The sequence below is a fragment of the Lentimicrobium sp. L6 genome (genome assembly GCF_013166655.1).
Taxonomy (GTDB): domain Bacteria; phylum Bacteroidota; class Bacteroidia; order Bacteroidales; family UBA12170; genus UBA12170.
In genome coordinates this window covers 1-26,498 of the sequence record NZ_JABKCA010000043.1, presented here as the reverse complement: position 1 = coordinate 26,498, position 26,498 = coordinate 1, and the positions used below count along the sequence as shown (strand labels likewise).

The 26,498-nt window shown below is 31.9% G+C and carries 24 protein-coding genes and 1 pseudogene; 20 read left to right on the top strand and 5 right to left on the bottom strand.

Features of this window, described 5'->3' with window-relative positions; genetic code table 11:
* The first annotated feature begins 397 nt into the window (after positions 1-397).
* The 13 genes from HNS38_RS11820 (at position 398) to HNS38_RS11760 (ending at position 13,186) form a co-directional block, all read left to right on the top strand.
* Complete coding sequence (locus HNS38_RS11820) at positions 398-1,303, top strand: CPBP family intramembrane glutamic endopeptidase (RefSeq protein ID WP_172346530.1); 906 nt, start codon at positions 398-400, stop codon at positions 1,301-1,303.
* Positions 1,303-1,692, top strand: coding sequence for an ACT domain-containing protein (locus tag HNS38_RS11815; protein WP_172346529.1), 390 nt, complete (start codon positions 1,303-1,305; stop codon positions 1,690-1,692). Before HNS38_RS11820 ends, HNS38_RS11815 begins: the two co-directional genes overlap by 1 nt.
* 55 nt (positions 1,693-1,747) lie before the next feature.
* Complete coding sequence (locus HNS38_RS11810; RefSeq protein WP_172346528.1) at positions 1,748-2,785, top strand: hypothetical protein; 1,038 nt, start codon at positions 1,748-1,750, stop codon at positions 2,783-2,785.
* A 1-nt stretch (position 2,786) separates the two neighbouring features.
* Positions 2,787-3,701, top strand: a complete 915-nt coding sequence (locus tag HNS38_RS11805) for a PD40 domain-containing protein (protein WP_172346527.1) — start codon at positions 2,787-2,789, stop codon at positions 3,699-3,701.
* Positions 3,702-3,733: 32 nt separating this feature from the next.
* Positions 3,734-4,309 carry a cysteine hydrolase family protein gene (locus HNS38_RS11800; RefSeq protein ID WP_172346526.1) on the top strand — a complete coding sequence of 192 codons (576 nt, stop codon included), beginning with the start codon at positions 3,734-3,736 and terminating at the stop codon, positions 4,307-4,309.
* A gap of 35 nt (positions 4,310-4,344) precedes the next feature.
* Complete coding sequence (locus HNS38_RS11795; RefSeq protein WP_172346525.1) at positions 4,345-5,397, top strand: S41 family peptidase; 1,053 nt, start codon at positions 4,345-4,347, stop codon at positions 5,395-5,397.
* A gap of 111 nt (positions 5,398-5,508) precedes the next feature.
* Positions 5,509-6,030, top strand: a complete 522-nt coding sequence (locus HNS38_RS11790; protein ID WP_216663706.1) for an isochorismatase family protein — start codon at positions 5,509-5,511, stop codon at positions 6,028-6,030.
* Between the two features lie 6 nt (positions 6,031-6,036).
* A complete protein-coding gene (locus HNS38_RS11785; protein ID WP_172346524.1) occupies positions 6,037-7,071 on the top strand; it encodes a hypothetical protein in 1,035 nt (344 codons plus the stop codon).
* A gap of 86 nt (positions 7,072-7,157) precedes the next feature.
* Positions 7,158-8,477: a S41 family peptidase gene (locus tag HNS38_RS11780; protein WP_172346523.1), complete on the top strand. Its 1,320-nt coding sequence runs from the start codon at positions 7,158-7,160 to the stop codon at positions 8,475-8,477.
* A gap of 25 nt (positions 8,478-8,502) precedes the next feature.
* Positions 8,503-9,612: a FlgD immunoglobulin-like domain containing protein gene (locus tag HNS38_RS11775; protein ID WP_172346522.1), complete on the top strand. Its 1,110-nt coding sequence runs from the start codon at positions 8,503-8,505 to the stop codon at positions 9,610-9,612.
* A gap of 44 nt (positions 9,613-9,656) precedes the next feature.
* The gene (locus HNS38_RS11770) at positions 9,657-10,466 is read left to right on the top strand and encodes an MBL fold metallo-hydrolase (RefSeq protein WP_172283199.1); all 810 of its coding nucleotides are present in this window, start codon (positions 9,657-9,659) and stop codon (positions 10,464-10,466) included.
* A gap of 22 nt (positions 10,467-10,488) precedes the next feature.
* Entirely contained in the window at positions 10,489-12,729 is a 2,241-nt protein-coding gene (locus HNS38_RS11765) for a tetratricopeptide repeat protein (RefSeq protein WP_172283197.1), read from the top strand.
* A gap of 73 nt (positions 12,730-12,802) precedes the next feature.
* Positions 12,803-13,186: a nuclear transport factor 2 family protein gene (locus HNS38_RS11760; RefSeq protein ID WP_216663705.1), complete on the top strand. Its 384-nt coding sequence runs from the start codon at positions 12,803-12,805 to the stop codon at positions 13,184-13,186.
* A gap of 83 nt (positions 13,187-13,269) precedes the next feature.
* Here HNS38_RS11760 and HNS38_RS11755 read toward each other — a convergent pair whose 3' ends face one another.
* Positions 13,270-13,482: a hypothetical protein gene (locus tag HNS38_RS11755; protein WP_172346521.1), complete on the bottom strand. Its 213-nt coding sequence runs from the start codon at positions 13,480-13,482 to the stop codon at positions 13,270-13,272.
* Between the two features lie 37 nt (positions 13,483-13,519).
* On the opposite strand from HNS38_RS11755, the pseudogene HNS38_RS21095 reads away from it, so the two are divergent.
* Positions 13,520-13,759 (top strand): annotated as a pseudogene (locus HNS38_RS21095) (hypothetical protein); the annotation flags it as partial.
* 114 nt (positions 13,760-13,873) lie between these two features.
* Positions 13,874-15,076 carry a hypothetical protein gene (locus HNS38_RS11750; protein WP_172283193.1) on the top strand — a complete coding sequence of 401 codons (1,203 nt, stop codon included), beginning with the start codon at positions 13,874-13,876 and terminating at the stop codon, positions 15,074-15,076.
* 545 nt (positions 15,077-15,621) lie between these two features.
* On the opposite strand, the gene HNS38_RS11745 is transcribed toward HNS38_RS11750, so the two are convergent.
* The 4 genes from HNS38_RS11745 to HNS38_RS11730 form a co-directional block, all read right to left on the bottom strand.
* The gene (locus HNS38_RS11745) at positions 15,622-16,314 is read right to left on the bottom strand and encodes a nucleotidyl transferase AbiEii/AbiGii toxin family protein (RefSeq protein ID WP_172346520.1); all 693 of its coding nucleotides are present in this window, start codon (positions 16,312-16,314) and stop codon (positions 15,622-15,624) included.
* Positions 16,304-16,828: a hypothetical protein gene (locus tag HNS38_RS11740; protein WP_172346519.1), complete on the bottom strand. Its 525-nt coding sequence runs from the start codon at positions 16,826-16,828 to the stop codon at positions 16,304-16,306. The genes HNS38_RS11745 and HNS38_RS11740 overlap by 11 nt, the downstream gene beginning before the upstream one ends.
* Positions 16,829-17,000: 172 nt before the next feature.
* Positions 17,001-17,684 (bottom strand): IS1 family transposase, encoded by a 684-nt coding sequence (locus HNS38_RS11735; protein ID WP_172346518.1) that lies wholly within the window; start codon positions 17,682-17,684, stop codon positions 17,001-17,003.
* Between the two features lie 152 nt (positions 17,685-17,836).
* A complete protein-coding gene (locus tag HNS38_RS11730) occupies positions 17,837-18,244 on the bottom strand; it encodes an IS6 family transposase (RefSeq protein WP_172346517.1) in 408 nt (135 codons plus the stop codon).
* A 158-nt stretch (positions 18,245-18,402) separates the two neighbouring features.
* On the opposite strand from HNS38_RS11730, the gene HNS38_RS11725 reads away from it, so the two are divergent.
* The 5 genes from HNS38_RS11725 to HNS38_RS11705 all read left to right on the top strand — a co-directional run bounded on the left by HNS38_RS11725 (position 18,403) and on the right by HNS38_RS11705 (position 25,841).
* The gene (locus HNS38_RS11725) at positions 18,403-19,164 is read left to right on the top strand and encodes a Fic family protein (RefSeq protein ID WP_172346516.1); all 762 of its coding nucleotides are present in this window, start codon (positions 18,403-18,405) and stop codon (positions 19,162-19,164) included.
* A gap of 1,023 nt (positions 19,165-20,187) precedes the next feature.
* Entirely contained in the window at positions 20,188-22,104 is a 1,917-nt protein-coding gene (locus HNS38_RS11720) for a hypothetical protein (protein ID WP_172346515.1), read from the top strand.
* Positions 22,105-22,412: 308 nt separating this feature from the next.
* The gene (locus tag HNS38_RS11715; RefSeq protein ID WP_172346514.1) at positions 22,413-22,931 is read left to right on the top strand and encodes a hypothetical protein; all 519 of its coding nucleotides are present in this window, start codon (positions 22,413-22,415) and stop codon (positions 22,929-22,931) included.
* 25 nt (positions 22,932-22,956) lie between these two features.
* Positions 22,957-24,864 (top strand): DUF3696 domain-containing protein, encoded by a 1,908-nt coding sequence (locus HNS38_RS11710; RefSeq protein WP_172346513.1) that lies wholly within the window; start codon positions 22,957-22,959, stop codon positions 24,862-24,864.
* A 2-nt stretch (positions 24,865-24,866) separates the two neighbouring features.
* A complete protein-coding gene (locus HNS38_RS11705) occupies positions 24,867-25,841 on the top strand; it encodes an MIT C-terminal domain-containing protein (RefSeq protein WP_172346512.1) in 975 nt (324 codons plus the stop codon).
* The last annotated feature ends 657 nt before the right edge of the window (positions 25,842-26,498 follow it).

Below are 26,498 nucleotides of genomic sequence, written 5' to 3'. Positions count from 1 at the left end.
GATCAATATGGTAATTGCGACATAAACATAATATCTCTTCTTTTGGAAAAATCTTTCAAAAATATAAGCGTGAAAATAGGTGGGAATTATCAGTGGTCCTAATAAAACTAAACTGAATTGAAAAGAAAACAGAAGCTCACCGTATCTGGCAAGTGATAGAAAAGTCAAAAGGAATAATCCGATCCAAAAAATACAATGGAAGAGAAATTTACGCAATGAAGTTTTCCTGTGATTTAGCATTTTACAAATATAATTCAATGTTTCTACCCTAAATAAAATTTGTGATAAACGTAATTCATCAACTCTTTTGCCCATTTTGTCACCTAAATCTCTTGAATATCACATTTATTATAAAAAAATGCAAATAGTTGAGAGTTTTGCACATAAATACACAATAATGATACTTATAAAATCAAACCAACTATTCTTAAATAGAATACCTAAAAACAGGATTCAGAAATTTATATATTCTCCATTTTCTAGAATTATTATTGCTATCCTATTTTTAATTCCTATGCTCCTGGTTAATAATGTGATAACGATATTTATTCTCGATAAAATGGAGGAGGTAATTGTATTATCGACACTAAAGGCCTTTAAAGCAATCATTATTATCGGTCTATTGATCTATTCCTATAGGTTTTATACAAAAAGAATCGAAAAAAGGCCAGCCTTTGAATTCAATTTCGAAAGATGGCATATAGATTTGGGTTGGGGGATAGTAATAGGAGGAGGAATGGTGATAATAATCACAGCTGTGCTATTTGTTTTAGGCTATTACACCATTGATTATATTAATAGCTGGAACATCCTTATCACCAGGATTTTCAGATATGCCCAGGGCTCTTTTATTGAAGAATTAATTTTCACGGTTATTATTTTTCGACTATTAGAAGAGAAACTAGGTACGGCGATTTCTTTTCTGATCGTGTCTTTATTTTTTGGAGGAATGCATTTTATCAATGACAACGCGACAATATTCACATCACTTTCTATTAGTGTCATTCAAATTACATTAATTGCTCCTTTCATATTAACACGAAGAATATGGATGGGTTGGGCTGTTCATTTCAGCTGGAATTTTTTTCAAGCTGGAGTTTTCGGCATGAATAATTCAGGGATGGATCAAGGTGGATTTATTAGCCCAATTATTACAGGGCCCCATTGGTTGACTGGAGGAGCATTTGGTATTGAAGCTTCATGGCTTGGCTTGATCGTTAACATAATTGTTGGAATTTCATTACTTATTTATGCAATTAAATTTAAGCAAACCATTAAATTCATGAATAAAAGGGCAAACTGATGGACGCGGAACTTGATATAAATTACGTTTTAAAAAACATATCTCCCCAACTAAATGAAGGGGTCTTTGTTTTCTGCTCAGTGCATAATGTAAAAAATATTAAAGAGGAATATATAATGGCTTCTATAGTTGAAATTGAAGGCAGAACTATTGTGTTGAAAAAAGAGATAGCAGACAGTTTAAAGTTTCCTTATAGTGTAAGCATGAACTGGATCACACTAAGTGTAAATTCTTCTCTAGAATTGGTTGGTTTAAGCGCAATCATAAGCAAGAAATTTGCCGATCAACAGATCAGTTGTAACATCATAGCAGGTTATTATCATGACCACATTTTTGTTCCAATAAAAAACACCGTTAAGGCTTTGAATTTGCTTCGTGAATTATCGTAAAGAGAGAACAATTGAGTATATGCTGAATATAAATATGTTGAACAAAACAAAAGAGATGAACGATATTCAAAAATTAATGACCGTTTTTAGCATCCTATTTTTGACCATTTTGATAAGTTGTGGGCCACCCTCCAATCAAGAGAATGATCCAACGAAAGGAAATAAATCAGATGATTCTGAGAGGGTAAATAACTCATTGGGGAATCCTCCCGGTTTCTACATTGTCTCTGAGCAAAAAAATGAATACATCATCCCTTTCGAGTTTTATGATATGAACATGATGGTTGATGCCAGAATGAACGGAATGGATATTAAAATGCTGATTGATAATGGAGTGATGTGGGATAAACTTTGGTTTTATGGTAGCGATATTACAGATTCATTAGGCATTCAAAAAGATGGTAACACACTAGTAACCGGTGCAGGAGAAGGCGATGGCGTTAATTCTAGTAATGCATATGGTTTGTCAATTGCATTTGGTGAAATTCTTTTTAAAGATCAAGATGCACTAGTAACTTCAAAGGAATCAGGATTTTTCAATTATTTCCCCGGAATTGCTGGCCAAGTTTGTGGTGCATTCTTCAAACATTTTGTAGTGGAGATAGATTTCGATAGAAGAGTTGTTGTTCTACATAGAAAAGAGACCTTCGAATATGTTGGAAATGGAAACCAAATCAAAATGACACGAAATGCAGAAGGTTCTTATAGCATTCCTATGCATCTCAAGATGAAAGGTAAAGAAAGCATTGATCATGACATTTTTATTGATTTAGGGGGAATCGATCCAGTAGCCCTACCCATAAACGAAAAGCTAGGGTTTGATAGACCAAACACTGAGAAAATATATTTAGGAACTGGTGCTTCTGGTGAAATTTATGGCTACAATGGGAGTATTGAATACTTAAATATAGCAGGTTATGAAATGATGAATGTCCCTGCCATTTTTGAGGAATCGGATAACGAAGGAAACTATATAAATACGACAATCGGTCTTCCATTACTGATGAAATTCAACTTGGTATTTGACTATTTCAACGAGACATTATATCTGGAACCAAATCAGAATTTTAACGAGCCCTATAAAACCAAATAGGATGAAACAAACTATGAAACTAAAAGTATTAAGTATGCTGCTATTCGCACTTATTATAGAAGTGAGCAATGCTCAAAGTTCTGATCGTTTGTATTTCAATCAAAAACCACCGGGAAATATACCAGAGATTTTTGCACCAGGAATTATTTCTACAGAGGAGTTTGAATTCAGTGGCACCTTTTCTAAAGATGGAACCGTTTATTTTTTTACACGAAGACCTACTTATGAAGGTTCACAAAATAGAATTTTTTACTCTCAATTGATAGATGGTAAATGGTCTGAACCCAATTTGGCTCCATTTGCCAAAGATGTTTTTGAATTTGAACCTGTTATGTCTCCTTATGAGGATAAAATATTCTTCTATTCAGAGAGAAAGGAAAACAGAAATAATCAATATGATGGAGACTTATGGTTTACAGAAAAAACACCAAGTGCTTGGAGTGAACCACAGTATTTTTTAAGTCCGGCGAATAAAAAATGGTGTATGTCTGTTTGTCCTACCAATAGTAGAACTTTGTATTTCTCTAGTAATTATGATGGAGTCCGTGGAATATATAAGGCTGAATGCATAAATGGGGAATATCCAGATGTTAAATATTTAGAGGGTGAAATAAATTCAAGTTTCTATTCTCATCCCTATGTTGCTCCTGACGAAAGTTATATGATTATGGATGCGCAACCAAGTGGCCGAGGGAAGCCAGAGTTGTTTATTAGTTTTAAAAATGATGATGACAGCTGGGGAAAACCGATTAATATGGGAGCTGAGATTAATGCCACTAAAACAGAATTTGGAGCTAGTGTTTCACCCGATGGTAAATATTTATTCTTCCATAGAAGAGTTGACGGGAAAGGTGATATTTATTGGGTTGATTCTCAAATAATTCAATTACTAAAGCAAAAAGCGTCCATAAATTAAGGATGTTCATTTGATCAATAACAACGACAGATATGAAAACGAATAGTATTATTTTCCTGTTGCTCATTTTAACGATATTCAACTTGTCAGCAAAATCACAAGACAAAGATTTTTTTCAGGATAAGTATTTAATTGTATTGGATATGCAAGAAGACTATATTCAAGGCAAAATTCCTGACAGTGCAGCATATGAATTCATCGGAAATGTAAATAAGATAATTGGCTGTGTAGATCCCCTAAATATTGTATATGTGAAAACTGAAATGATTGTTTCCTCGCTATCATTTAAAGGAATTTCTATCGATACAATTGCAGATCTGAACTTTTGTAAAGGCTTACAAATCGTAAATAGCAACATCTATATCAAAAAGGATGGCAATGCCTTTAATAATAGCGAATTAGCTGCATACTTTAAAGGTAAAAATGCAAAAGAAATCATTATTGTGGGTTTGCTCGCTGAGAGGTGTGTTACACATACCACCAGAGGAGGATTAGAAATAGGATACAAAATGTTTTTAGTCCCCAATGCCATTTTAGGCAATAGAGAAAGAACAAAATCCAAGTCAATCAAGAAGCTTATAAATATGGGAGTCGAAGTCATCAATTAATTTAAAGTAAATTGAAATTATAAATCGTAAACCCAATGAAAATAGGTAAAAAAATCATCTCCATTTTAATGCTTATCCTAGTAGTATTCCAGGTATCGGCGCAAGAAGAATTAGTGTTTAACGAAGAATTTAAATCAGAAGTGGTGAAGAATACAGCCATCATTATGAAGAATAAATACTTATCTGCCGAGACTGGAAAAATAATGGGAGAATATATCATCAGTCAGTATAAAATGGGAGTTTACGATTCTTTAAATGAAGTGAATGAATTTTGTAATAAATTGACTTCTGATATGAGATTTATTGATAACGATAAACACCTATTTGTTTTTTATAGCCAGGAGGAAGCATGGGAAGTTAAAGCATACCATCATTTATTGCCTGAAAAAGAGATTCAAGAGCTCAATAAAATGTATTTGGAAATGGACAAAAGGGAGAACTTTGGGTATAAAAAGGTTGAGCTACTAGAAGGAAATGTGGGTTATTTAAAACTGAGTTATTTCACTATCTCTGATACATCTAACCAGGCCTTGATCGGGAGTATGCAGTTTTTATCAAATTCAGATGCCATTATTATTGACCTGAGAGATAATGGAGGAGGGGAAGGAAATGATCTGCTATTGAATTATTTTCTCCCTCCTCAACTAAAATATCTTGGAAGTATGAGTTGCAGAGATACGAGTATGAATCAAGAATTTTGGACCCTTACCGATGTCCCAGGCAAGCGCATGCCCGAAGTTGATTTATATGTTCTAACCAATAAAAGGACATTTTCAGCAGCTGAAGGATTGGCTTTTTCACTTCAAAAATTAGAACGAGCCATAATTGTTGGAGAAACAACCAAAGGAGGAGGTCACCCCGTTGATATTCTTATAGTAAAAGGAGATGTTTTAACTCAATTTCCTATTTGCAAATCAAACGAACCGAATTGGGAAAGTGTTGGTATCAAACCAGATATAGAAGTTGCCTCCAGTGAGGCACTAACTGCAGCTTATAAAATTGCAGTCGAAAAGATTTTAGAAAAGACCTTAGATGCACAACATAAGGTTGAACTGGAAAAGATTTTAGAAAAACTGAAAAAGGAATAAATAAATTTAATCATTAACTACAACATGAATATGAGAGGAGTTCTAATCCTATTTTTATTAATCGGTATCGAAAGTACGCATTTTTGTTTTTCACAAAAGAGCACTTTCATTGTGGATAAATTTCTGATAGTCATGGGTTTTCAGGAATACAATACGAATGGGAAATTATCAGAGAGTGCTTCTCAAAATACAATGGATGCTGCTAATAGAATAATCGAGATTCTAGACCCTGATCATGTTGTTTATATAAAGAGAATTCACAAAATACTAAACCTGTCATTTTCGTTTCCGCTAGTGTATACATCTCATGATACTATAGCCATGCAATTTGATAAGCGGCTTGTTTTAGTGAATGAGAATATAATAAGCAGAGAGAAATCCAATGCATTTTCATCTGAGGAGCTCCTCAATTTTCTGGTGCAGAATAATGCTAAAGAAATTATGGTGATAGGGCTGTTAGCGGAAGAATTTATTTCTCAATCCATATTAGAAGGACAAGAAATAGGTTTCGATATGTATATGATTCCTGAAGCAATTCAGGGACAAACACCAAAAAAGAAAGACAAGGCGATTAAAAAGCTTACAAAGCTGGGGATTAAAACATTCGCCTTTCACTCACTAAATGATAAATAAAGAGGTATGAATTATTATTGCAAAATAACAAACCGAAAAAATTGCGCTATAAAGAATACCATTGTTCAGGCTTATATAGCAACTATACTCATCACAAGCCTTTTCATTTTTTCATCTTGCGATAAAACAGTAGAGCTATTTGATGAATACAAAGATATAACGATCGTATATGGACTCATTAATCCAAAAGATAGCATCAGTTATATCAGAATCGAAAAAGCTTTTTTGTCAGCCGAAAACATATATCAGTCTGCTAAAATCCCTGATTCTAATTTATATTCTCACAAATTGGATGTAAAAGTATTATCCGGGAATCAAATAATCGAATTTGATACCATCACAGTTTATAATAAAAAAGAAGGGATTTTTTATGCCCCCAAAATGCAAGTTTATTATGCTGGAACAATCAATAGGTTAGATATCAATCAACCTTTATTATTAGAAATAAAGAATCCTAAATCAGGGGAAATAATCCGTTCTAAAACAAATCTACATAACTCCTCTGCAATAAGGGTTACTGATCCTATGTATTTCATTTCGTTTGAAAAAAACAGCACATTTTCATTTGAAACTATTGCAGATATTAGTATTTACCAACCATATATTCGATTTCACTATATGGAGCAGGTACCAAATGAACCAAATACAGCTGTTTTTAAATATGTTGATTGGCCTTTCCCTTTTGTGACTTCTAGAACTTTGTTTGGAGGAGAAAGCATCAATGTCCCAGTAGTAGGCGTAGACTTTTATAGCAATTTATTAAAAACCATTCCATCATCCAATAGCTTAGAGCGCTACCACGGCAAAATTGAGTTTGTTATAGCCACTTCTGAATATAGTTTCTATGCCTATCATGAGTCTTATCAACCATCTAGTACAGTAGTAATGAATAGAGGAGTTTATACAAACATCGAAAATGGATATGGTGTTTTTTCAGGTGTTTCCAGTGGTGGAAAGTATATAAGAATTAATAATCAATCAAAAACAAGAATACGAAATCTGGAAGGTTTGAACTTCGTGGGCGGTTTGCCCGAAGAATGATGGTTTTTATTGATTTTAAAAAAAGTAGAAATAAATAAACATCTATGTTTTCAACAGAAAATATGTCAAATAAAGAAATGAAAAGTATGAAATCAAAAATTCTAAGTGTATTAGTGGTTCTTTTATTGCAAATTATTAACCCTTACAGTTCATTTTCTCAGAAAAGTAATAGCTATAAAAATGATCAACTCACCAGCAGAAATCGTTCGGAAATCATTGAGAAAACTAAAGAAATATTTCTCGAATACTACCCTTTACCTGAAGTATCCTTAAAAATGATTAACTACTTAAATGAAAAACAAAAAAAAGGAGACTACCATCAATTTAAAAATGTAAAGGACTTCACCTCTCAACTAACAAAAGACTTACGTAAAATATCTAATGATGACCATATCAGGGTTTATCCCTATGAAAAGATTCCAGATGACTTATTGGCTGAAATAAAGCTAGGATATCCTGAAAATAATTTTGGTTTTCAAAAAGTAGAAATCCAGACTGGAAATATTGGGTATATAAATCTAACTACATTCAACAATCCAAAATCAGCAGGACCAACAGCTATTGCTGCAATGAATTTTGTTGCTAATAGCGATGCATTGATAATTGACCTTCGGTTGAATGGCGGTGGAGATGAAGCTATGGCTCAACTAATTAGCAGTTATTTTTTTGATAAAAGTACACATCTGACAGATAATTTTATTCGCAAGGATAGCATTACAGAGCAAAGATGGACACAAGAATGGGTTTCTGGTCCAAGAATAACTGAAGTACCAATTTACATTCTAATGAGCAATTATTCTTATTCTTCGGCTGAAGTGTTGGCATATCAGTTACAGCAACTGAAAAGAGCCAAAATAGTGGGAGAAAAAACAAGAGGAGGAGCGCACGGAGTGCGTTATATGAGCTTTCCTGATATACTAATAAACCTGAAAGTACCCTATTCCCAGGAAATAAATCCCTATTCTAAAACGAACTACATTAATGGTGTAATTCCAGATTTTCCATGTTCTTCTGATAAAGCACTAATTGTTGCGCAGTTGGAGGCCGCAAAGGAATTACTAAAAACAGAGACAGATAGCTTAAAAAAACACAAGCTTGAATGGTCTATTGCTGGGAAAGAAATTGAATTAAATCCAAAAAACATAGGTAGTTTGGAGTTATCAGAATATCAAGGAATTTATAAAAACATTAAAATCAGTATCGAAAGAGAAGGATTGATACTTCAACGTGGTAATTCAATAAAGCAAGAAATGATACCTATGGGTAATGATGTTTTCAAGTATAAGGATATAAATGAAGAAAAGTACAGGATACAATTTACAAGAAATGAAAATGGAATTATTTCAGGAATGTATGATTTTGACAGTGATGGTGATAAGTATCCATTAAAAGAAAAAACTAATTAATAATTACACCACATAATTGGATAATATGAAAAAAGTAATCATTTTAACAGTGCTCCTAATCACCACTCTATCAATAAATGCACAGAACTTATTAATTCAACCACAAAAAATCATTATTGATTCGATGCACAATCGATATTTAGTATCGAATTATGGAGGTGGAGGAGATTTAGTTGCAATTGACAACCTTGGTAATCAAAGCTACTTTGTTGAAAATGCTGGTATGATAGATGCCTTGGCAATCGTTGATGATACGATATATGGAACAGCTTTGGGTGGCAGAATTAAGGGGTACTCTTTGGAAACAGGATCGTTAGTTATGGATTTGAATTTATCTGATGAGGGAGTCAGTCTATTGACAGGATTAGTTGCCGTTAATTCAGGAAATATAATCGCTACAGAAAGATTTGGAGATAGGGTTTTCAAAATCAATCCGGCTACAAGAGATTTTTGGGTTTTTGCTGAGGGTAATGGAATTGATAGACCAAATGGCTTGCTTTATGAGCCTGAGTTCAATCGAATATTAGTTTGTCTTGACAAACCCAATCCTCCAGTTCTTGCAGTAAATCTAACCGACTCTACAGTTTATACAATGGCCAATACATCATTAGCAGGTAGCGATGGTATAGCAAAAGATTTGGAAAACAATTATTATATCGCAGGTTATGAACTGCCTGGGATATATAAATTCGACCCTAATTTTAGTAGTGAACCTGAGCTGTTTTATGAGGATGATTATATCATTTACCCAACTTTTAACCCCCTAAACAATTCTTTACTTATTACTCTTTATTGGCAAAATGATTGGGCAGAAATATTTCTCACACCGAGTGCTATAGTTTCGCAGGAATTATACAATTCTAATATCGTTCTGGAGAATTATCCAAATCCATTTAATGATAAAACAACTATACATTTCCAAATTTATAATCAAACTAGAATCAAGCTAGAAGTTTATGATCCTTATGGGAATTTAGTAAATATTCTGATGGATGAAATGAAGGATTACGGCAATCATTCTGCCTCATGGGATGGTAAAAACTCAAAAGGAAGAAGAGTTGCAGATGGAACCTATTTCATTCGGTTAACATCCAATCAAGGGCTACAAAACAAGCCAATTGTATTGATAAAATAGAAATCACCTATGGATGGGATAAGAATAAAAAAAGACTTAACAAGATGAGAAAAATATTATTGGTTTGTGGTATAATTGTTATAATGGCAACATTAAAGGCTCAGAAAAGTGACAGAAACCCTCTAGATTTGAATAATAATAAAATCTCCATTGTGTATCTGGGTCATTCTGGATGGGCAATAAAAACGAAGAGCAACTTCCTCATTTTTGATTATCAGGAAAAGTATGATTTTAAATGGGAAAAACAACCCGTCAAGAATCTGCTATCTGGTTATATAGATCCTGATGAAATAAAAGACTATAATGTATTTATATTTACATCGCATGAACATGGTGACCATTATGATCCTCTAATTCTCGATTGGGATAAAAAAATCGAAAATATTACTTATTTCTTTGGTTGGGATTTCTCATCAGAAGAAAAATATCATTGTTTAAGAAATCCACGATCACACTACAAAGATGAAACAATTGAGGTATATACAATAAACTCTAAACATTCTGGAGTATTCGAATCTGCATTTTTAATTATAATTGATGGAATTGTTATTTATCACAATGGCGACTATAAAGGGGATTATAAAAATGACTATGAGTATTTAAAATCAAAAACTGAAAAAATTGATATCGTTTTTTCAAATTCAGATCCCTGGGAGAAATCGCAATACATTTTGCAGGCTAAGTATTTAATGAAACAATTCGCAGCACAGTATTTTTTCCCAATGCATAACATAAATAAAGAAAATGAGTATAAAAAATTCGCAATATTGATTAAAGATAAAGAAGTTCAAACAGAAGTGTATTGTGCTGAAATCAAAGGGGATAAGTTTATCCTAAAGATAGATAAAAACTGACAGAACCAAAAGCATAAAACTTATGAGATATAGCTTATTCATTTTGATATTAATTTCTTGCTTTGCATGTAACAGAAAGCATTCAGATCTCGCCTTTAAAATTTCTAGTATAAAAGAGGCCGAGCAAAAGATTAAGGAGTTTAAAAGTAACTATCGGTTTAATGAGGTTGAAGAATATACTCAAACAGTCAAAACCCAGTTCCCAGACAGCATTTTCTCACTAATTCTACAAGCTGATTGGGCCTATTTTACAATGAATTATCAAGAAGCAGAGCGTTTATGTTCAGAAGCATTGGAAATGGATTCTATTAATGTTGATGCCCTGAATTGTAAAGCACTTATTGCTCTTGATCTTAACCATATAGATGCTTCATTAAAATATGTTCGGAAAGCAATAGAAATAGACTCAAACCATATTGTTAGCTGGATTAATTATGCAAATGTTTTGAATAAAAACCGTGATATTAATTCTTTTTTAAATGCAATTAATAAAGCACTGAAAATAGATTCAACAAACTCAGAAGCACTTTGTGAAATGGGAGGCTACTTATCCCGATATGGAAATGATATAAATGAAAGTGCTAAATATCTTAATAGAGCATTAGAATCAAATCCATTAAACTATGCTGCACATCACTTATTAGGGAGAGGATATTCTCCTGCAGAATACTCAAGTGTAATGATAACCACTGAAAAAAGTCTTTTGGAAGTTGATAGCCTCCTAATGCATAACCAATTTGAAAAAGCAGATTTGTTAATGAAGATGGAATATGATGAGGTTACTTTGGATATTGATATGTTGATACTAAAAGCTGCTACTGAATTCCATATGAAGAATTATAGAGCATGTATAAACCATGCTTTTAGCATTTTAGATAGAAAACCAAATTATGGCATAGCACATTATTTTATTGCGGAATCTCTGAGAAAGTTAAAAGATGAACACAATATTCTAATACAAGAGTTTAAATACGATTTTTCTAAAAAAGAAACCCCAAATGAATTTCCTTTTCTTCGAAAAGTTTTTATCAATTTTCACCTTTGTGATGAAATATTACAAAAGAATATCCTCATTAATACTGAACCTTTTAAGGGTTTTATGGAAGCAATTTATATTTCAGGTTCTACGGTATACTTTATGGATTTCCATCATTTGTTATGGAATTGCCCTCACCTCGAAAATACTCGCGGAACAAGAACGGTTGGGATGAGGTTAAGTGATGATTTAAAAGGACAGGGTGGCCATCATACCACAAGCAATAAAATTCAACAAATAGAAAATACTTTCGGAAAGTACAATGTTGCTTTTCATGAGTTTGGGCATCTCATTCACTGGCTATTTACTCCAAAACAGACTTTAGATCTGAAGTCATTGTATATAAAAGCAAAAAGAGGAAATTACACGCTTGATTGGTATGCAGATTTAAATGAACGAGAATACTTTGCACAAGGAATTGAAGCATATCTTTCAACACAAAAGCGGCCTGGTTTACCTGCAGCATTTATTAATACCAGAGAAGACTTAATTGACAAAGATATTGACCTATATCATTTTATAGAATCATTAATCAATCAACCTTCCTATATTGATAATATTGTTCAGGCATACATTGTCAAATCAAATTATCTGAATATTGAAGCTGCTATTAGTTTATTGGACAGCGCTTCCGGTCTCTTCCCCCAAAATCATAGTCTACCAATAGAAATAGGAAACCTCTATAGGGAAGATCATAATTATCAAAAAGCTACTGAAATTCATAGCAAAATAATAGAACAAGATCCTCAAAATGTTTATGCCCAATATGAGTTGTCAAACGATCTTTTCGAAAAGAAAAAAGAAGTAAAAGAGGCTGTTAAAATTTTAGAAATGGTCAAAGACCATGAAGAGATTAACGCAGAAATGCTTTCTCAATTGGGATATTATTATTTATTAGGAGGAGAGCATCAAAAAGCAATTGAAGTATTAGAAAAAGCCATAGAACTTGATCCATATCCAGACCCCTATAATTTCAGGAGAAAAGATTCATATCATATTTTAGCCAAAGCTCAAATAAATGAAGTTGACTACATTTCTGCCGAACAAAACATCCAAAAGAGTCTGCAAGCAAATAGCAATAATGCTGGAGCGTATGCTGATATGGCTTTTATCTTATTTAGCACAAATAGACGAAATGAAGCGGAAGAGTTTATATTAAAAGCTATTAAAATTGATTGTGAAAATGAGGATGTTATAAACATCAAGAAACTTATAAAAATCAAATAAAAAGATGAAAAAAACTAAAATGATCACCATAGGGTTTTTCCTGACATTCACTTTGTCATTAAACGCACAAATAATGCAGGACTCAATAGAGGTATTAAAAATTGCAAGCCTATATAGTCAGGCCTGGTACGAAGGCGATTCTCTGAAAATGAGCAAGGTACTCCATCCGGAATTGGTAAAAAGAACCATACGGAATTATGAGCACACAGGTAACGATGTCGTCAATAATTTATCCTACAACACAATGATGCAGTATACTATTGCAGGATATGGAAAACACACACCTAAAGATAAACAAAACGATAAAATAGAGATGCTTGATATTTGTGAAGATATCGCAAGCATACGAGTTGAGTCTGCTGATTATGTTGAGTACTTACAAATGGTTAAATACAATGGTGAATGGAAGGCTTTGAATGTTTTATGGCAAATAAAAGTATTGAAAAAATCTAAATAGAAAATTGAAAGCTTCTGGAAAGTTTTAGATGTTGAAAAGGGCAAAGAAGAATGCATTTTCAATGTGTCAGATTTTTGACCAACTTATATCAGCTTCCATAGGGCATACTGGAAAAAACACTGCTCTGGACCACCCTTAGCCGAATTTAACAGACCACCCAAAGCCAGAGCAAACTGACCACCCAAAGCCAGAGCAAACTGACCATGTTCGCCAGAGCAATGTGACCACCCTAAAAAAGAACACTCACCTACTCTGCTTAATCCTGTATTTGAGTTGCTATAGAAGTTAGGCGACAAATAAACAGATTAATTTGAATAACTAATTGATAATGTAATGATAACTTTTCTCGGTGAAACTAAGGGGTGGTCAATCAGATTGGCACAGGGTGGTCAATGTGACTGGCTTTTCCATAATAAAGACAATACAAAAAAATTCATCCTTACATCTAGGACAAACATTCTCAATAAGGCATATGGTTTAAGTCATATTTTCCAAAATGGAAAAGTTCGTGATAATGAATTTTTAATAACTATAAAGAGTTTAACGGATATAGACAAGGCAAAGATATTGTATAATCACATATTTCATTCAAATCTGGATAAATCCTATATTGATGAAATTTATAATAAAAAGAATTATAAAAGGATTATAAATCACAATAATTTCAATCCTCGCATTATCGAATTTGTGTTAGATTCTCAAAGAGTTGGAAGTGTCACACCTGATGTATATTGGAATTACATTAATGAAAAACTGGATAATCCTGAAGAAATCTGGGCTGATTATTTTCAAAATCAAGCTGACGATCCTGTTAGAGCTCTGACCTTTTTGACTGTTTTCAATAATGGTCGAATCAGTGAAAGTAAACTTCAAGAAGCTTATAACAAATTTATTAAAATTCATGCGATAAATCTAGGAGACCATTCTGATAAAAGCTTTAATGCAATACGGAGATTAGCGACCAAATCATTGTTGAATAGAAATCAAACATCAGGAGATTGTTTTGAATATACTCTCTTCAATCCATCAATTGCTGATTTCATTATTAACACATATTTTCAAGATACAGAGCTGATAACAAACATTTTAAAATCTTTAGGAACAGAAGATTCCATTATTTTCATAAACACTTTATATCCTCACAAGAATAAAAAAGGCTATAAGGCCATTCAAAAGGGATTATTTGATCACTTTTTTGATGAAAAACTTAAAGTAGAGGATTGGGATTTTCTCATTTTATTATGTTATCTAGATTTTTTTAATCAATCTGTAGTTAGTAGGATAGAATACTTCCTAAAAACAATAATAAAAACAAAAAATGCTTATGGGAATAAATTATCTGAGCTTCTTTATATTCTTTCAGATTTTGAGCCTAGAATTAAGATTGATCATTTTGATTTTTTAGCAGGGTTTCTTGATGAAGATTTATATACATTAGATGAGGATACATTAAAGGAAATTTTAGATTTCATAGAAAAATATAATATTGATAATGAAGATATCTTACGCTTAGTAGAGAACCAAATCCAAGCATATTTATATGATATAGCTAAAAATAACGATTTTGATATTGATTTTTATTCTTTTATAAAAGATTACTCTTACCCTAACAGTTTGTCAGATTGCTATTTTGACGATTATGAAATTGATGAATCTGGGATTGAGTTAGAGATTGTTAACCAGTTGGAAACATACTTAGTTGATTTCAACTCAACGGTTCTTCAAAAAATTGAAATTGATTATACAGATATTCTTCGTGATTTAGATCCCGAGAAAATGGCTAACGATTACATAGAAAGCCAGGATCATTCTTATGACAACGATGTGGGAGTTCATCATGATAGGATTTCAACTCATGATGATATAGATGCAATATTTGAAAGACAATAAGTAATAATAACTAAAAATACTTGTCAAAAATATATGTTTTAAACTTGAATGTTTTTTAAATATACTAAGAGTTTAATCAGTTGAGATTCTTAATCAAAGCAAAATGATAGGATGTAATACTTCCATTTTTGTTTAATACAATGATTCTCCATGTATTTTTATCCAGCATATTCATTTTTCGCTTGCAAATGGCTTGCAAATAAAAAAGAGTTACAAAATATAATTTTGTAACTCTTTGATAATATGGGTGGAGAATAGCGGAATCGAACCGCTGACCTTTTGACTGCCAGTGGATAAGTCATTATTTTACATTGTTGTTAATCAGATAGTTGAAAAATGCAGAGTGCACAAAATAGCGCATTTTGTAGCATTTTGGCACCTTAAAAGGGCACTCCAGTTTGATGATTGAAAAATCAATTTTGGAGAGGTTATTTTTGTCAATATTGACAAAATAAAAATTAGTTGTTGTTCTTGCCAAAAGGTTTGATTATTTACCCATCTTCCAGCTCCTACCAACCCCACTTGATTCACAGAAATAAATATGCTTAGATATTAATAACTTTCTTGATTTTGTCTATTAGAATCGGATACCGTTCTTCAAGAATGAAAGGGTGTAGGTGAGCTGATAAAATCTCTTCCTCATGGGGGTCATCCATGATTTTTTGTAATTCAGTTTTTAGAAAATCTTTTAATACTTCTGGGGACTTTTGTATTTCTTCAACGATAGATATCCGATTATCCAACACATAAATAATATCTTCAAAATCATGACTAAGACGGTAATCTGGGACTGGCTCTCTTTGATAATAGGCCTCAAATTTGGTGGCTAGAAAACAAGGAGCTGTAAATAATTGGATTTCTTCACCTTCTACATCCATATATTGCAAATCTTCAAAACCTATTTTATACCATGAATTAGATGGTCCTAGAGGGCCATCTTCTGAAGACATGATATCAAGAGGAATATCTTTATATAAATAGCTGCAAATGGCATGACCATTGGGGTCTGGGTAAATGTTTAATTCAGCCAATCGCTCATTCAATTTGATGAAATCACTATAGTTTAGTATTCTAATGGTCATATCGATATCTCCAGTAGGCCTAACTTCATCTGCAGATGGATCATCGGCATAAAGGCTGATAATGGCTCCTCCTACAAACACCATTTGCTCTTTCAGTTCTGCTAAAGCCTTGGCTACTTGAGCCACATTGGCTATATTGATGGTTTTATTCTCCATGTAGTATTCTTAATTTCAGTTCTTTTATGGCTATTTCTTTTTCTCTGGCTCTACCAACTCTTATAGCATCAACTAAGGCTAATAATTCGTAGAGTTTGAAATCTTTTAAGGCTGCTTGTGGTATGGAAGGGTAAAGGGGAACTATACTTTGTCCTCTTGCAGTTCCTTTTGCCGATGGCCAAACATATAATTCCTGACTTTGAATGCTAGTATTTAGAGGAGGGGCAGAGTGAGCAGTAGGAACCCCTTTAATAATAGCTCCTGGATGCTGTGGAAAAACATAGCTAAGTCCATATTGTAGAAACTCTACAAAAGCTACTCGTCTTACTTTTTTACCCGACGGGTCTAATAAACCAGCATATTTGGAGCGTGCTAATGATTTGCTGATCTCCGATTGACTAATGCCCAAGGCCTCAGCCATAGAATTTTGATGCCAAACTTGCTGATTCAAACTGATAATTTTTAAGAGCACCACTATATCAAGTGGACTCATACTAACTTGTTGTGTTTTCATTTTCTTAATTATTCCATATTCGAATATGCAATAATAGTATTTTATTATTTAATAATCAAGTTATTAACACATATTATTCTGAATTGGAATATGGAATATTTTATTCTGCTAGTATTTTAAAATGGAAGTAATTAAGGTATAGAACCTTTAATAATAAGCATAAAGAGCTTAATTAAGCAGCATTACTTCTCCTCCAAATATAAAGGCTCAAACAAGCTTCTAACATTAGATTTGCTTTTGTAAAACAAATAGTCTTTCGATTTAGTCGTTTCATGTGAGTCCTCAGAGTAAGATTATTTCTCTCAATTTTATTGGTGCAATACTTAAAAACTCTATGAATACTTTTGGGGATTAGACTTCTATAAACATTAAGACCATCAGTATAGATTTTGGCAGGATTCAATGATAAAACCATATCTACTACCCTCTTAATATTCTCTTTGGTTCTCCTACCTACAACCAAATTTATGACATTTCCATTTGCTTTATTAATAGCATATATAACCCAACTTTCATTTTTCTTATTACCTTCATAAGTACGAAGTTCATCAATCTCATAAACTTGATTTCTCTCTGAAATCAATGGTTTTAAAACAGCCCTGCTAAATTTAATAATGATGCGTTGCACACTAGATTTTGAAACATGTAGTATACGAGAAATAGAGCTGATTCCCATTCCTTCATTATTAAGCTTTACTAGCAAGTTTTCTTTTGATTTTGGGATTCTATTCTTGCTATAATGTAATAATTGATATTTTTCGCAGTGTTTGCAAAGGAAACGTTGTTTCCCATTTCGTTTTCCTTTCTTTATGCAGATTCCACTACAATATTTACAAACTTTGGTAGGTGATTTCATCAAAACAAACTTTTAATATTAATATCAGGTGCCATATGGTACACTATATAATCTAGAATGCTTGTTTAACGGGCTCTAAGGAATTTTATTATCGATGGGAGACCTCAATACTACAGAAATACTTGTATTTTAAACACCCTAAATGCCTCATATTATGTTAAATATGTTTTTAGTGAAAGGAAAAGCGCCATATGGTACACTACCATGGCTTTATTCAAGAATTTCTGGGCTGATCCCTTCATTCTTCTCTTGGTTAATAGGAAGTCTATTGTACCCCCATATTTATCTACAGCTCTATATAAATAGCGGTCCTTCCCTCCTACCTTGATATAAGTTTCATCCATCCTCCAGCTATTATTGACCTTCCGTTTTCGTTTATGCATATTCGATTCAATCAATGGACTAAACTTAAATACCCATCTTTGAATAGTAGAATGATCTGCTTTGATTCCTCTTATTGATAGCAATTCCTCTACATCTCTATAACTTAATGTGAATCTTAATTTATAATAAACTGCTTGAAGGATGATAATTCTGGGATATCGGTGGTGCTTGAACATCAATTATGGTTTTGTTGGTGGGTAAAAGTAGAAATTATTTTACCTTTGAGTAATTAATGCGACAGAACCTACGTTGTGCTTCATGCAAAAAAAAGCGAAGTAGCACTAAAAAAATGACCTCAAAAATGAGTATATTTGTGTTTAAATAATTGGATTGAATGAAGATAGCAGAAAGGAAATATTTAGATACATATAAGAAGTCAATTGGGAATGAAATTTCTGAATTGATTAAGGAATTTGATTTCTCGGAAAATCGAGGTGGATTTGAATACTTGACAAAATCTGCAGCTATTTACTCATCAAATATTGAAGGAAATAGTATCGATTTGAATTCTTACATGAATTATGAAATGAATAAGGACAAATTCAAAGTAGGAAAAGAAATTGAAGAAATTGAGGATTTGATTGAAGCATATAGTTTTGCACAAAACAACCACCTGAATGAGAAGAATTTATTGAATTGTCATAAAATATTTTCAGACACATTATTGATAAGAAGCAAAAGAGGAAAATATAGAATTGAGCAGGTTGGCGTATTTGGAAAATCAGGATTAGCATATATGGCAATTGAGCCAGAATTTGTAGAAAAAGAAATGAAATCGTTTTTTCAGGATATAAGTCAGTTGATTTCATCTGACCTTAACGAAATTGAAGTCTTTTACTTTGCATCATTGATTCATTTACGATTTGCACACATTCATCCTTTTAGAGATGGAAACGGAAGAGCAGCTAGATTAATTGAAAAATGGTTTATCGCGGAGAAATTGGGACATGAATTTTGGAAAATGCCATCGGAGGAATTTTACAAAAAGAATCAAGTTAAGTATTATGAGGCTATTAATCTTGGCGTTAACTTTTACGAATTGAATTATGATAGGTGTATTGGTTTTTTAGAAATGTTACCGAATTGCCTCCGATAAAGCACGAAAACACAACAATTTGCAAACGTAATGCGAGCAAACGGATTCTGTCGCATTAATGGAAAAAACGCTGCCCTAGACCACCCTTAGCCGAATTTAACTGACCACCCAAAGCCAGAGCAAACTGACCATGTTCGCCAGAGCAAAGTGACCACCCTAAAAAAGAACACTCACCTACCCTGCTTAATCCTGTATTTGAGTTGCTATATGAGTTAGGGAACAAATAAACAGACTAATTTGAATAACTAATTGATAATGTAATGAGAGCTTTTCACGGTGAAACTGAGGGGTGGTCAATCAGATTGGCACAGGGTGGTCAATGTGACTGGCTTTTCCAGATTGGGAGACATCGAAGAATTAAAAAAATATTTAGTAATCATACAAGATGATAAAGATAAACAATTACGCTTAGAACAAATCAATAAAGCTTTTGAAAATAGAGTTCTTTTGGATCTAATAAATAAGGCCACTGAGCTTGGGGGAATTAACAATAATGCTGATTTGATAAGATATGACAAACTCAAAACTAGTTTACCCAATTCTATAAGTATAGATTACCAAAATTATTTGAAAGCGGAGATTAATAAAATAATCGTGGAAGCTAGTTCGAGTAATTTCAAGCCTATACTTTGGCTCAAAGGATTCCATATCGAGATTCCTCAAGAATCGATAAAGACTTTATTTCTCGATGAAAATTTAAATCCGCATGAAAGAGTGTCTGTTTTAGAAAAAAGCTCTTTAAACTTACAAATAGAGGCATTAACAGCCTATTCCAATAAATATAGCTGGGCTCATTCTCTCGACATACTCAAAACCTTTATAAAGAAAATAAATACTTTAGAAAATAAAATAGTAGTTGAAGATCACTATCAAGATGAAAATTTTTGGACCAATAAGAATGGACAAGAATTAGTCTATACTCTATACAATATTATAACAGAACAATCTTCCGATGACGAGAAATTCAGTCTGTTTTTTCAAGGCATCTTAAATTCCATCCCAGATGAAGTTATTATCAATAGAATGTCTGAACTTAGTGTGGAAAAATGCAATTTCCTTTTTAATAAAAACAAAACTGACACAACCCTCATTTATAAAATTCTAGATCACAAAATATCAACTGCAAGTTATTTAGACCTGAAATGGATTTATTTAAAAGGCGAAACCTATTTAGATAATGAAGAGATTACTAAAATAGATAAGAAAATATATGAAATAAAAGATTCAAATGAATATTTCGATTTATGGAAATCTGGGATAGCAAAAACATTTCCATCTTCTGATATCAACCAATTTTTACAAGACGACTATACAAACTACAATCAAATTAATGATTGGATTCAAAGAAAAGCAATCTCACTAAATGATATCACATCATATTTCTTATCCTATCTTCAACAAAATACTATTTGTACAGATAGGAAGATATTCTACACTCAATTCAACAAAATAAAGTTTATTGTTCTTAATAATGAAGATTCTATTATAAGAATAAAAGAGCTAGGATCTGTATTTTACAACACTATTCTATGGTTTTTAGATAATGAGGATGAACTGGATTTTAACATATTAAAAACTAAGTTTATATACTTTCTTCCTAAAGATCAGGTTAGGATAATTCGAAAGTTATTCAAATTAAAAGCTGAAGGGAAGTTAGACCTTTCAATTGAGAAACTAGATGAAATAACAAGATTTGATTTAGAATTATTTCATGAAAACACAAAAGCTCATCCTGCAATTCCAATAGATATTTCAACTGATGTTATTATTAAAGCACTAATTGCATTTAGAGACAGAGGAGATTTTCTTGTTGAAAGTGAAGCCTTGAAAATTATAATTGAAGATTTGAAATACAATACTGATCACAAGTTTCTACTGACAAACTATTTTGAAGATTGCAAAGGTAGAATGACGCCAAAATTTGATTGGGAAAAGAATGGTGAAATTAAAAAGATAGTTGACTCAAATAATAATCTATATTATTCTATTGAATTTGGATACAACCCTTCTATCATTGAGAAAGTTAAACTCTTACCAGACAAGCGATATAACGCAGTATCAAAAACATGGCAAGTTCCTATCACTCATGAAAACAAAGTAAAGGAATTCGCAACCGAAAACAGATTCTTCTTAGATTTTGGTGGAAGTGCATATGCAAACAATACTCATTTTGCAAAGTTTATTAGGGAGGAAATACCAAATGGGATATCCTTCTGTGAAGCAAGAAAATCAAACAAATTAGATCTCATTTTTAATAAAGAATTTTGGTGGTGTGCGAACAGACCTTGTTATGAAATCTGTGAGTCAATTCATGATAATAATGAATGGCAAAAATACACTCTGCTTGACTTTTGCGAGGCCTTAAATTTAAATACTGATGAACGCACTAAAAATGGTGAAGTTATCCCTAAAGGGAAATATTATCAATTCATAGGTCTGGTCAACAGACTCAATACACTTCTCGAAAAATTATATTGCCAAGATTGTAACCATATATTACATCCAGCTGAAACTTCAAATTTCGCATCTCGAACAGTAGTTAAATTTAAATGCGCTAATGATTCATGTGAAAACAATGACATAATATATTTAAACCATTGCTTAAATGGGAAATGCAAATCTATAATTGATAGTAGGAATTCCAAAAAGTGTACTCATGGGCTTTATATATGTGAAAAATGTGGGACTTGTTGCTCTGATGCAATGTTTAAAAGAAGATTAAGTAACCTTCAGCTGAATGGAGGATTTATCCATAACAACCTTAGAGTTTTAATTGAAAAAAAAGCAGGACACCTTGAACGAGGAGTTTATTTTTGTCATAAATGCTCAAATAAAATGGAAGAAACCAAACCTGATATATTCAATTGTAGAAATTGTGATATCGAGTATAAAACCTCAATATACAAATTCAAAAGGCCGCATAAGCACCTAGAGAAATAATTGGATTTAAGAGATAATATTAAGCGGAGAATAGAACTAGCTTTTAAGAAATATTTTTAGTGTGCAGTTTGGCTGCACAAGTTCGCTCAATATTTGCAACATCAAAAAAAAAAGTATGGTAAACATGAATTACTTATCATAAGCACTTTATGTATATTTCTTTAAGCAACAACAGGAAGGTGCTTCTGGAAAGTTTTAAATCTTGTAATTGCATAGTTAATAACTAAAGTAGAAATAGAATGTTATATTTAATATTTGGTGGAAAGTACGAGCCGCAAGAAAAACAGTTTGATAAAAACTATTATCTAATGTCATTTGCTGAAAATGCAAAAAATAACACAGGCTATCTAAAAAAAACATGCGACAACCAATACAAATTGTATTTTTGGTGGAGTGGAATAGCAAAATATTCAACCGTTAACTATGGAAAGAATTACAAGTATTTTACAGATTTAGATCAGGTAATTGATTATCTTTTGAAAATAGGAATGAGCGAAGCAATTTCTTTAGCTATGTGGAATGGGAAATACTGTATCCCATATAAGAAATATTCTATAGACCGTCCAAATACAAAAAAAGATGAAGAACTGGGTAATGAGATAAAAGAAACAGATTTCATATCTCATAAACTCTATTCTTATACTGCAATTATTGAAGATGTAATCAATGAAAAAGAGCTTGATTCTCTTATAATAAAAAAGGCTATGGGAGAAATTGAATTGGAAGACAATATAGAAAAAGACAATTATCCAACATCATCTGATATTTGGCAAGAAAATCTCGAAATTTTTGGAGGTCAACCAGACCAATTTGGTGATGTGTGGTAATTTATAAACTTATTAATTAGTAATTATGTTAGAACATTTTGGAGTCAAAAATTTTAAAGTTTTTTCAGACCTACAAGAACTGGATTTAAGGCCACTTACTTTTTTGGTGGGAACAAATAGTTCAGGAAAATCATCATTTACAAGTTCTCTAAGATTATTCCAAGAGAACAAGGATAATGTCTTATCAACAAGCGATTTTAGCTCGAAGAAAGAATTTAAGAATATATCATTAAATTTCAGTACTGTTTCTTCGATCATGGGTAGTTTTAAAAGCATAATTAATAAGAATGATTTAAAGAAAAAGTTAATATTTCGCCTACCTGTTGAGTGGTTGAGCTTACCAAAGAGTGTATACATTGAGCTTACGTTTATTTATGATGCAGATTCGAAATTTGAAGATGCCCTTTTGGAAAAAATAGAAGCATTTGACGGAAATATTTCTATATATGTGGTTGAACTTACTGATCCTAAAGTCTACGTATTAACCAATGGAGGTATAACTGAAGAGGAAAATGAAGCTATGAAAGCTCCTGTATTTAATGCTCAACTAAATATTTCAAAAATAAAAGAAATAATATTTTCAAAAATAAAAGAAGATATTGACAGTTTAAATAAACATAAAGAAGCTGCTGATTTATATCAAATTTTTATTCAAGAATTAAATGGAAAAGACCAGTTTAACTTTTTTGAAAATTACAAAAATAACCAATCAGTTGCATATTCTTTACTTGGCACAAAAGCATTAGAGTTGTGGAGAACGATTGAAGAATATGAAAATTACATCTCTATTAGATACGATAAATACCCCGATAATTTAAACAGCCCCCTATTTCTTCATCCTGAGTTATTTGATTTTTCGTATGGTGAAGGTGATTATAATTTGATGTGTTTCGTTAATGGTGAATTATTAAGCAATTCAGGAAACGAACATTCTCAATTGATTGCTAAATACTCCAGAACAGATTTGCTTTTGAATTATTGTAATGAAATAGCTTCGTCGTTTGCAAACGACGAATTATTAAGATTTGAAAGTAACTATTTTCGAAAAATCAGTCAACATAATTACCTTTTTAGAGAGCCAATAGATTATCCAGGCTTTGATATTGAGATAGGTAATGAGTTAGTGGATGCGTTTAATAGTTTTTTTGGGACTAGTTATGATAAATACTCAATATCTAATAATACTGGAAACATGGATATATTCAACTTATATGTAACTAAATTATCGTCTTCTTTTGAAACACTTAAAAAGGAATTGTCATTTCATTTTATCCCATCTATTAGGTCAAATAATTCTAGAACATTTGAAAGGAACGGAAATTCTTATTTCGAGAAAATCATTAAAGATTATAATATTGGAGATATTAGTGATAAGAAAAAACAATTCTTCACTAAATGGCTTAAGGAATTTGGAATTGCTAAAGGTGTTGATTTTAAATTAATAGGAACTTCAGGCCTAATAGAATTAGAGCTTATTGAAGAAAACGGAAATTATAAAAATTTATTAGATGTAGGATATGGTTTTTCTCAATTATTGCCACTTCTAATGAAAGTTAGTTTATTAGGTAATGATGAGCAATTTGTAATTGAAGAACCAGAAACTAATCTTCACCCTGCATTGCAGTCCAAATTAGCAGATTTTTTCGTTGATGCGCAAAAAGAATTTAAATATCAATTCATCATTGAAACACATTCGGAATACCTTATACGAAAGATACAAAGTTCAGTATCAAAAGGTGTTTGCAGTAGTTCTGATATCTCCATATACTATTTTACACATCCCGATGAAACTATGATTGGGGGTGAGCAAGTAAAAAAAATACGAATTGCAGAGAATGGGCTACTTTTAGATGATTTTGGGGAAGGTTTTTTTGATGAGGCAGATAAAATTGCAATGAATCTGTTTCAATTAACCAAAGGACAATACAACTAGCAATGGAAAAAGTAAAACTCAATCTTTACATTTCAGTTGACGATTTATTGGAAATAGTATTGTTAACTCCTAAAGATTCCTTCAATGATATGCTTTTGAAGGCTAAAACTGGAGAAGAAATCTATTTATATTCAGAATTCGTAGAATTAGTACTCAATAGATCAAAATTGCATCTTGACTGCATAGATAAATTTGAGGAAAAAGCTAGTAATCCTTTATTTAAACAATTACTAAAAAAACATACTGGGAGTAGTTTCAAATTAAATTTTGAGGATTATCAGTATTTGGATGATGTAGATTATTCAGAAGTATGTGAACCCAATATAATTCAATTTAAGGATAATGCTATAATAAATGAAAATAGAGGGTACTTCACCTGTAGTAAAGCTAACTGGAATGATAAGTTCCCAAAACTACTAAAACATACCAATATCTTCATTAATGATAAAGCTTTGAATGTCTGGAATGAATTTAAGAATACTAAATTACCATCAAATAGTTTGATAATTACAGATCATTATATTTTAGATAAGAAAAATGATGTCAAGAATAATTTGGAAGCTATGGTGGATGCTATATTACCATCTCATTTAAATACTTCATATCATATTTCAATAATTACTTTAGATGACGATAGTCTAAATGTACCAGCCTATTTCCAGAAGCGATTAGAAAAATTAACTGCATTACGAGATTACACCATCAAGATAAATGTTTATTTAGTTAAAAAAAACAAAGTCCATGATAGGACAATATTATCAAATTATTGGATAGCAGAATCGGGGCATGGGTTTGATTATTATAATGAAAAAGGGAGTATTAAAGGAAACCATAATACCAAATTATCAATTTCAGGTATAAACAGTGTTAATTATGTTTATTATGAGCATATAAGACTTCAAATGAAATCTATTATTAAAGATTTAGAACCTGTTTGTACTTTAAATGGAAGCTTTAAAAATAGGCTACTTTATTAATTCCAGAGTTCTGTCGCATTAATTCAAATCATCATAAAAATCAAATTGAATAAATATTATAAAAGCTTGGCCTTTGATTATTCCATCTGACTCTTTCTAATGATGTTGTTGGTTTTATTCCTGCTAGTTTCTTTGGACTGAATCCTCTATTCTTCGCTTAGGGAACATAAGATTTATAATATCTCCAAGCTTATCGAAGCTCGATATAAATTGTGGCCCTTGCCTCCTTCCCTTGACATAGATTTCATCCATCCTCTAACTATTATTGACCTTCCGTATCCTCCCATTCATATTTGTTTCAATCAAAGGATTAAACTTAAAAACTCATCATTGAATAGTAGAGCTTAACCTTTATCCCTCTTATTGATAACAATTCCTCTACATCTCTATAAATAATGTGATTCTTAATTTGAAATATACTTCTTGAAGGATGATAATTATGGAATATCGATGGTGCTTGAAACATTAATTATGATTTTATCTGTGTATAAAAGTCCAAATTAATTTGCCTTTGACTAATTAATGCGAATAGAACCAAAACCAGAAATAATAATTTGATTCTTTATTCTGGATATACCGGCGTTATTGTGCCAGTCATACCAACGTTATTGTGCCAGTGTGAACAGCTATAATTTCTAGGCTAAATTTACACATTAA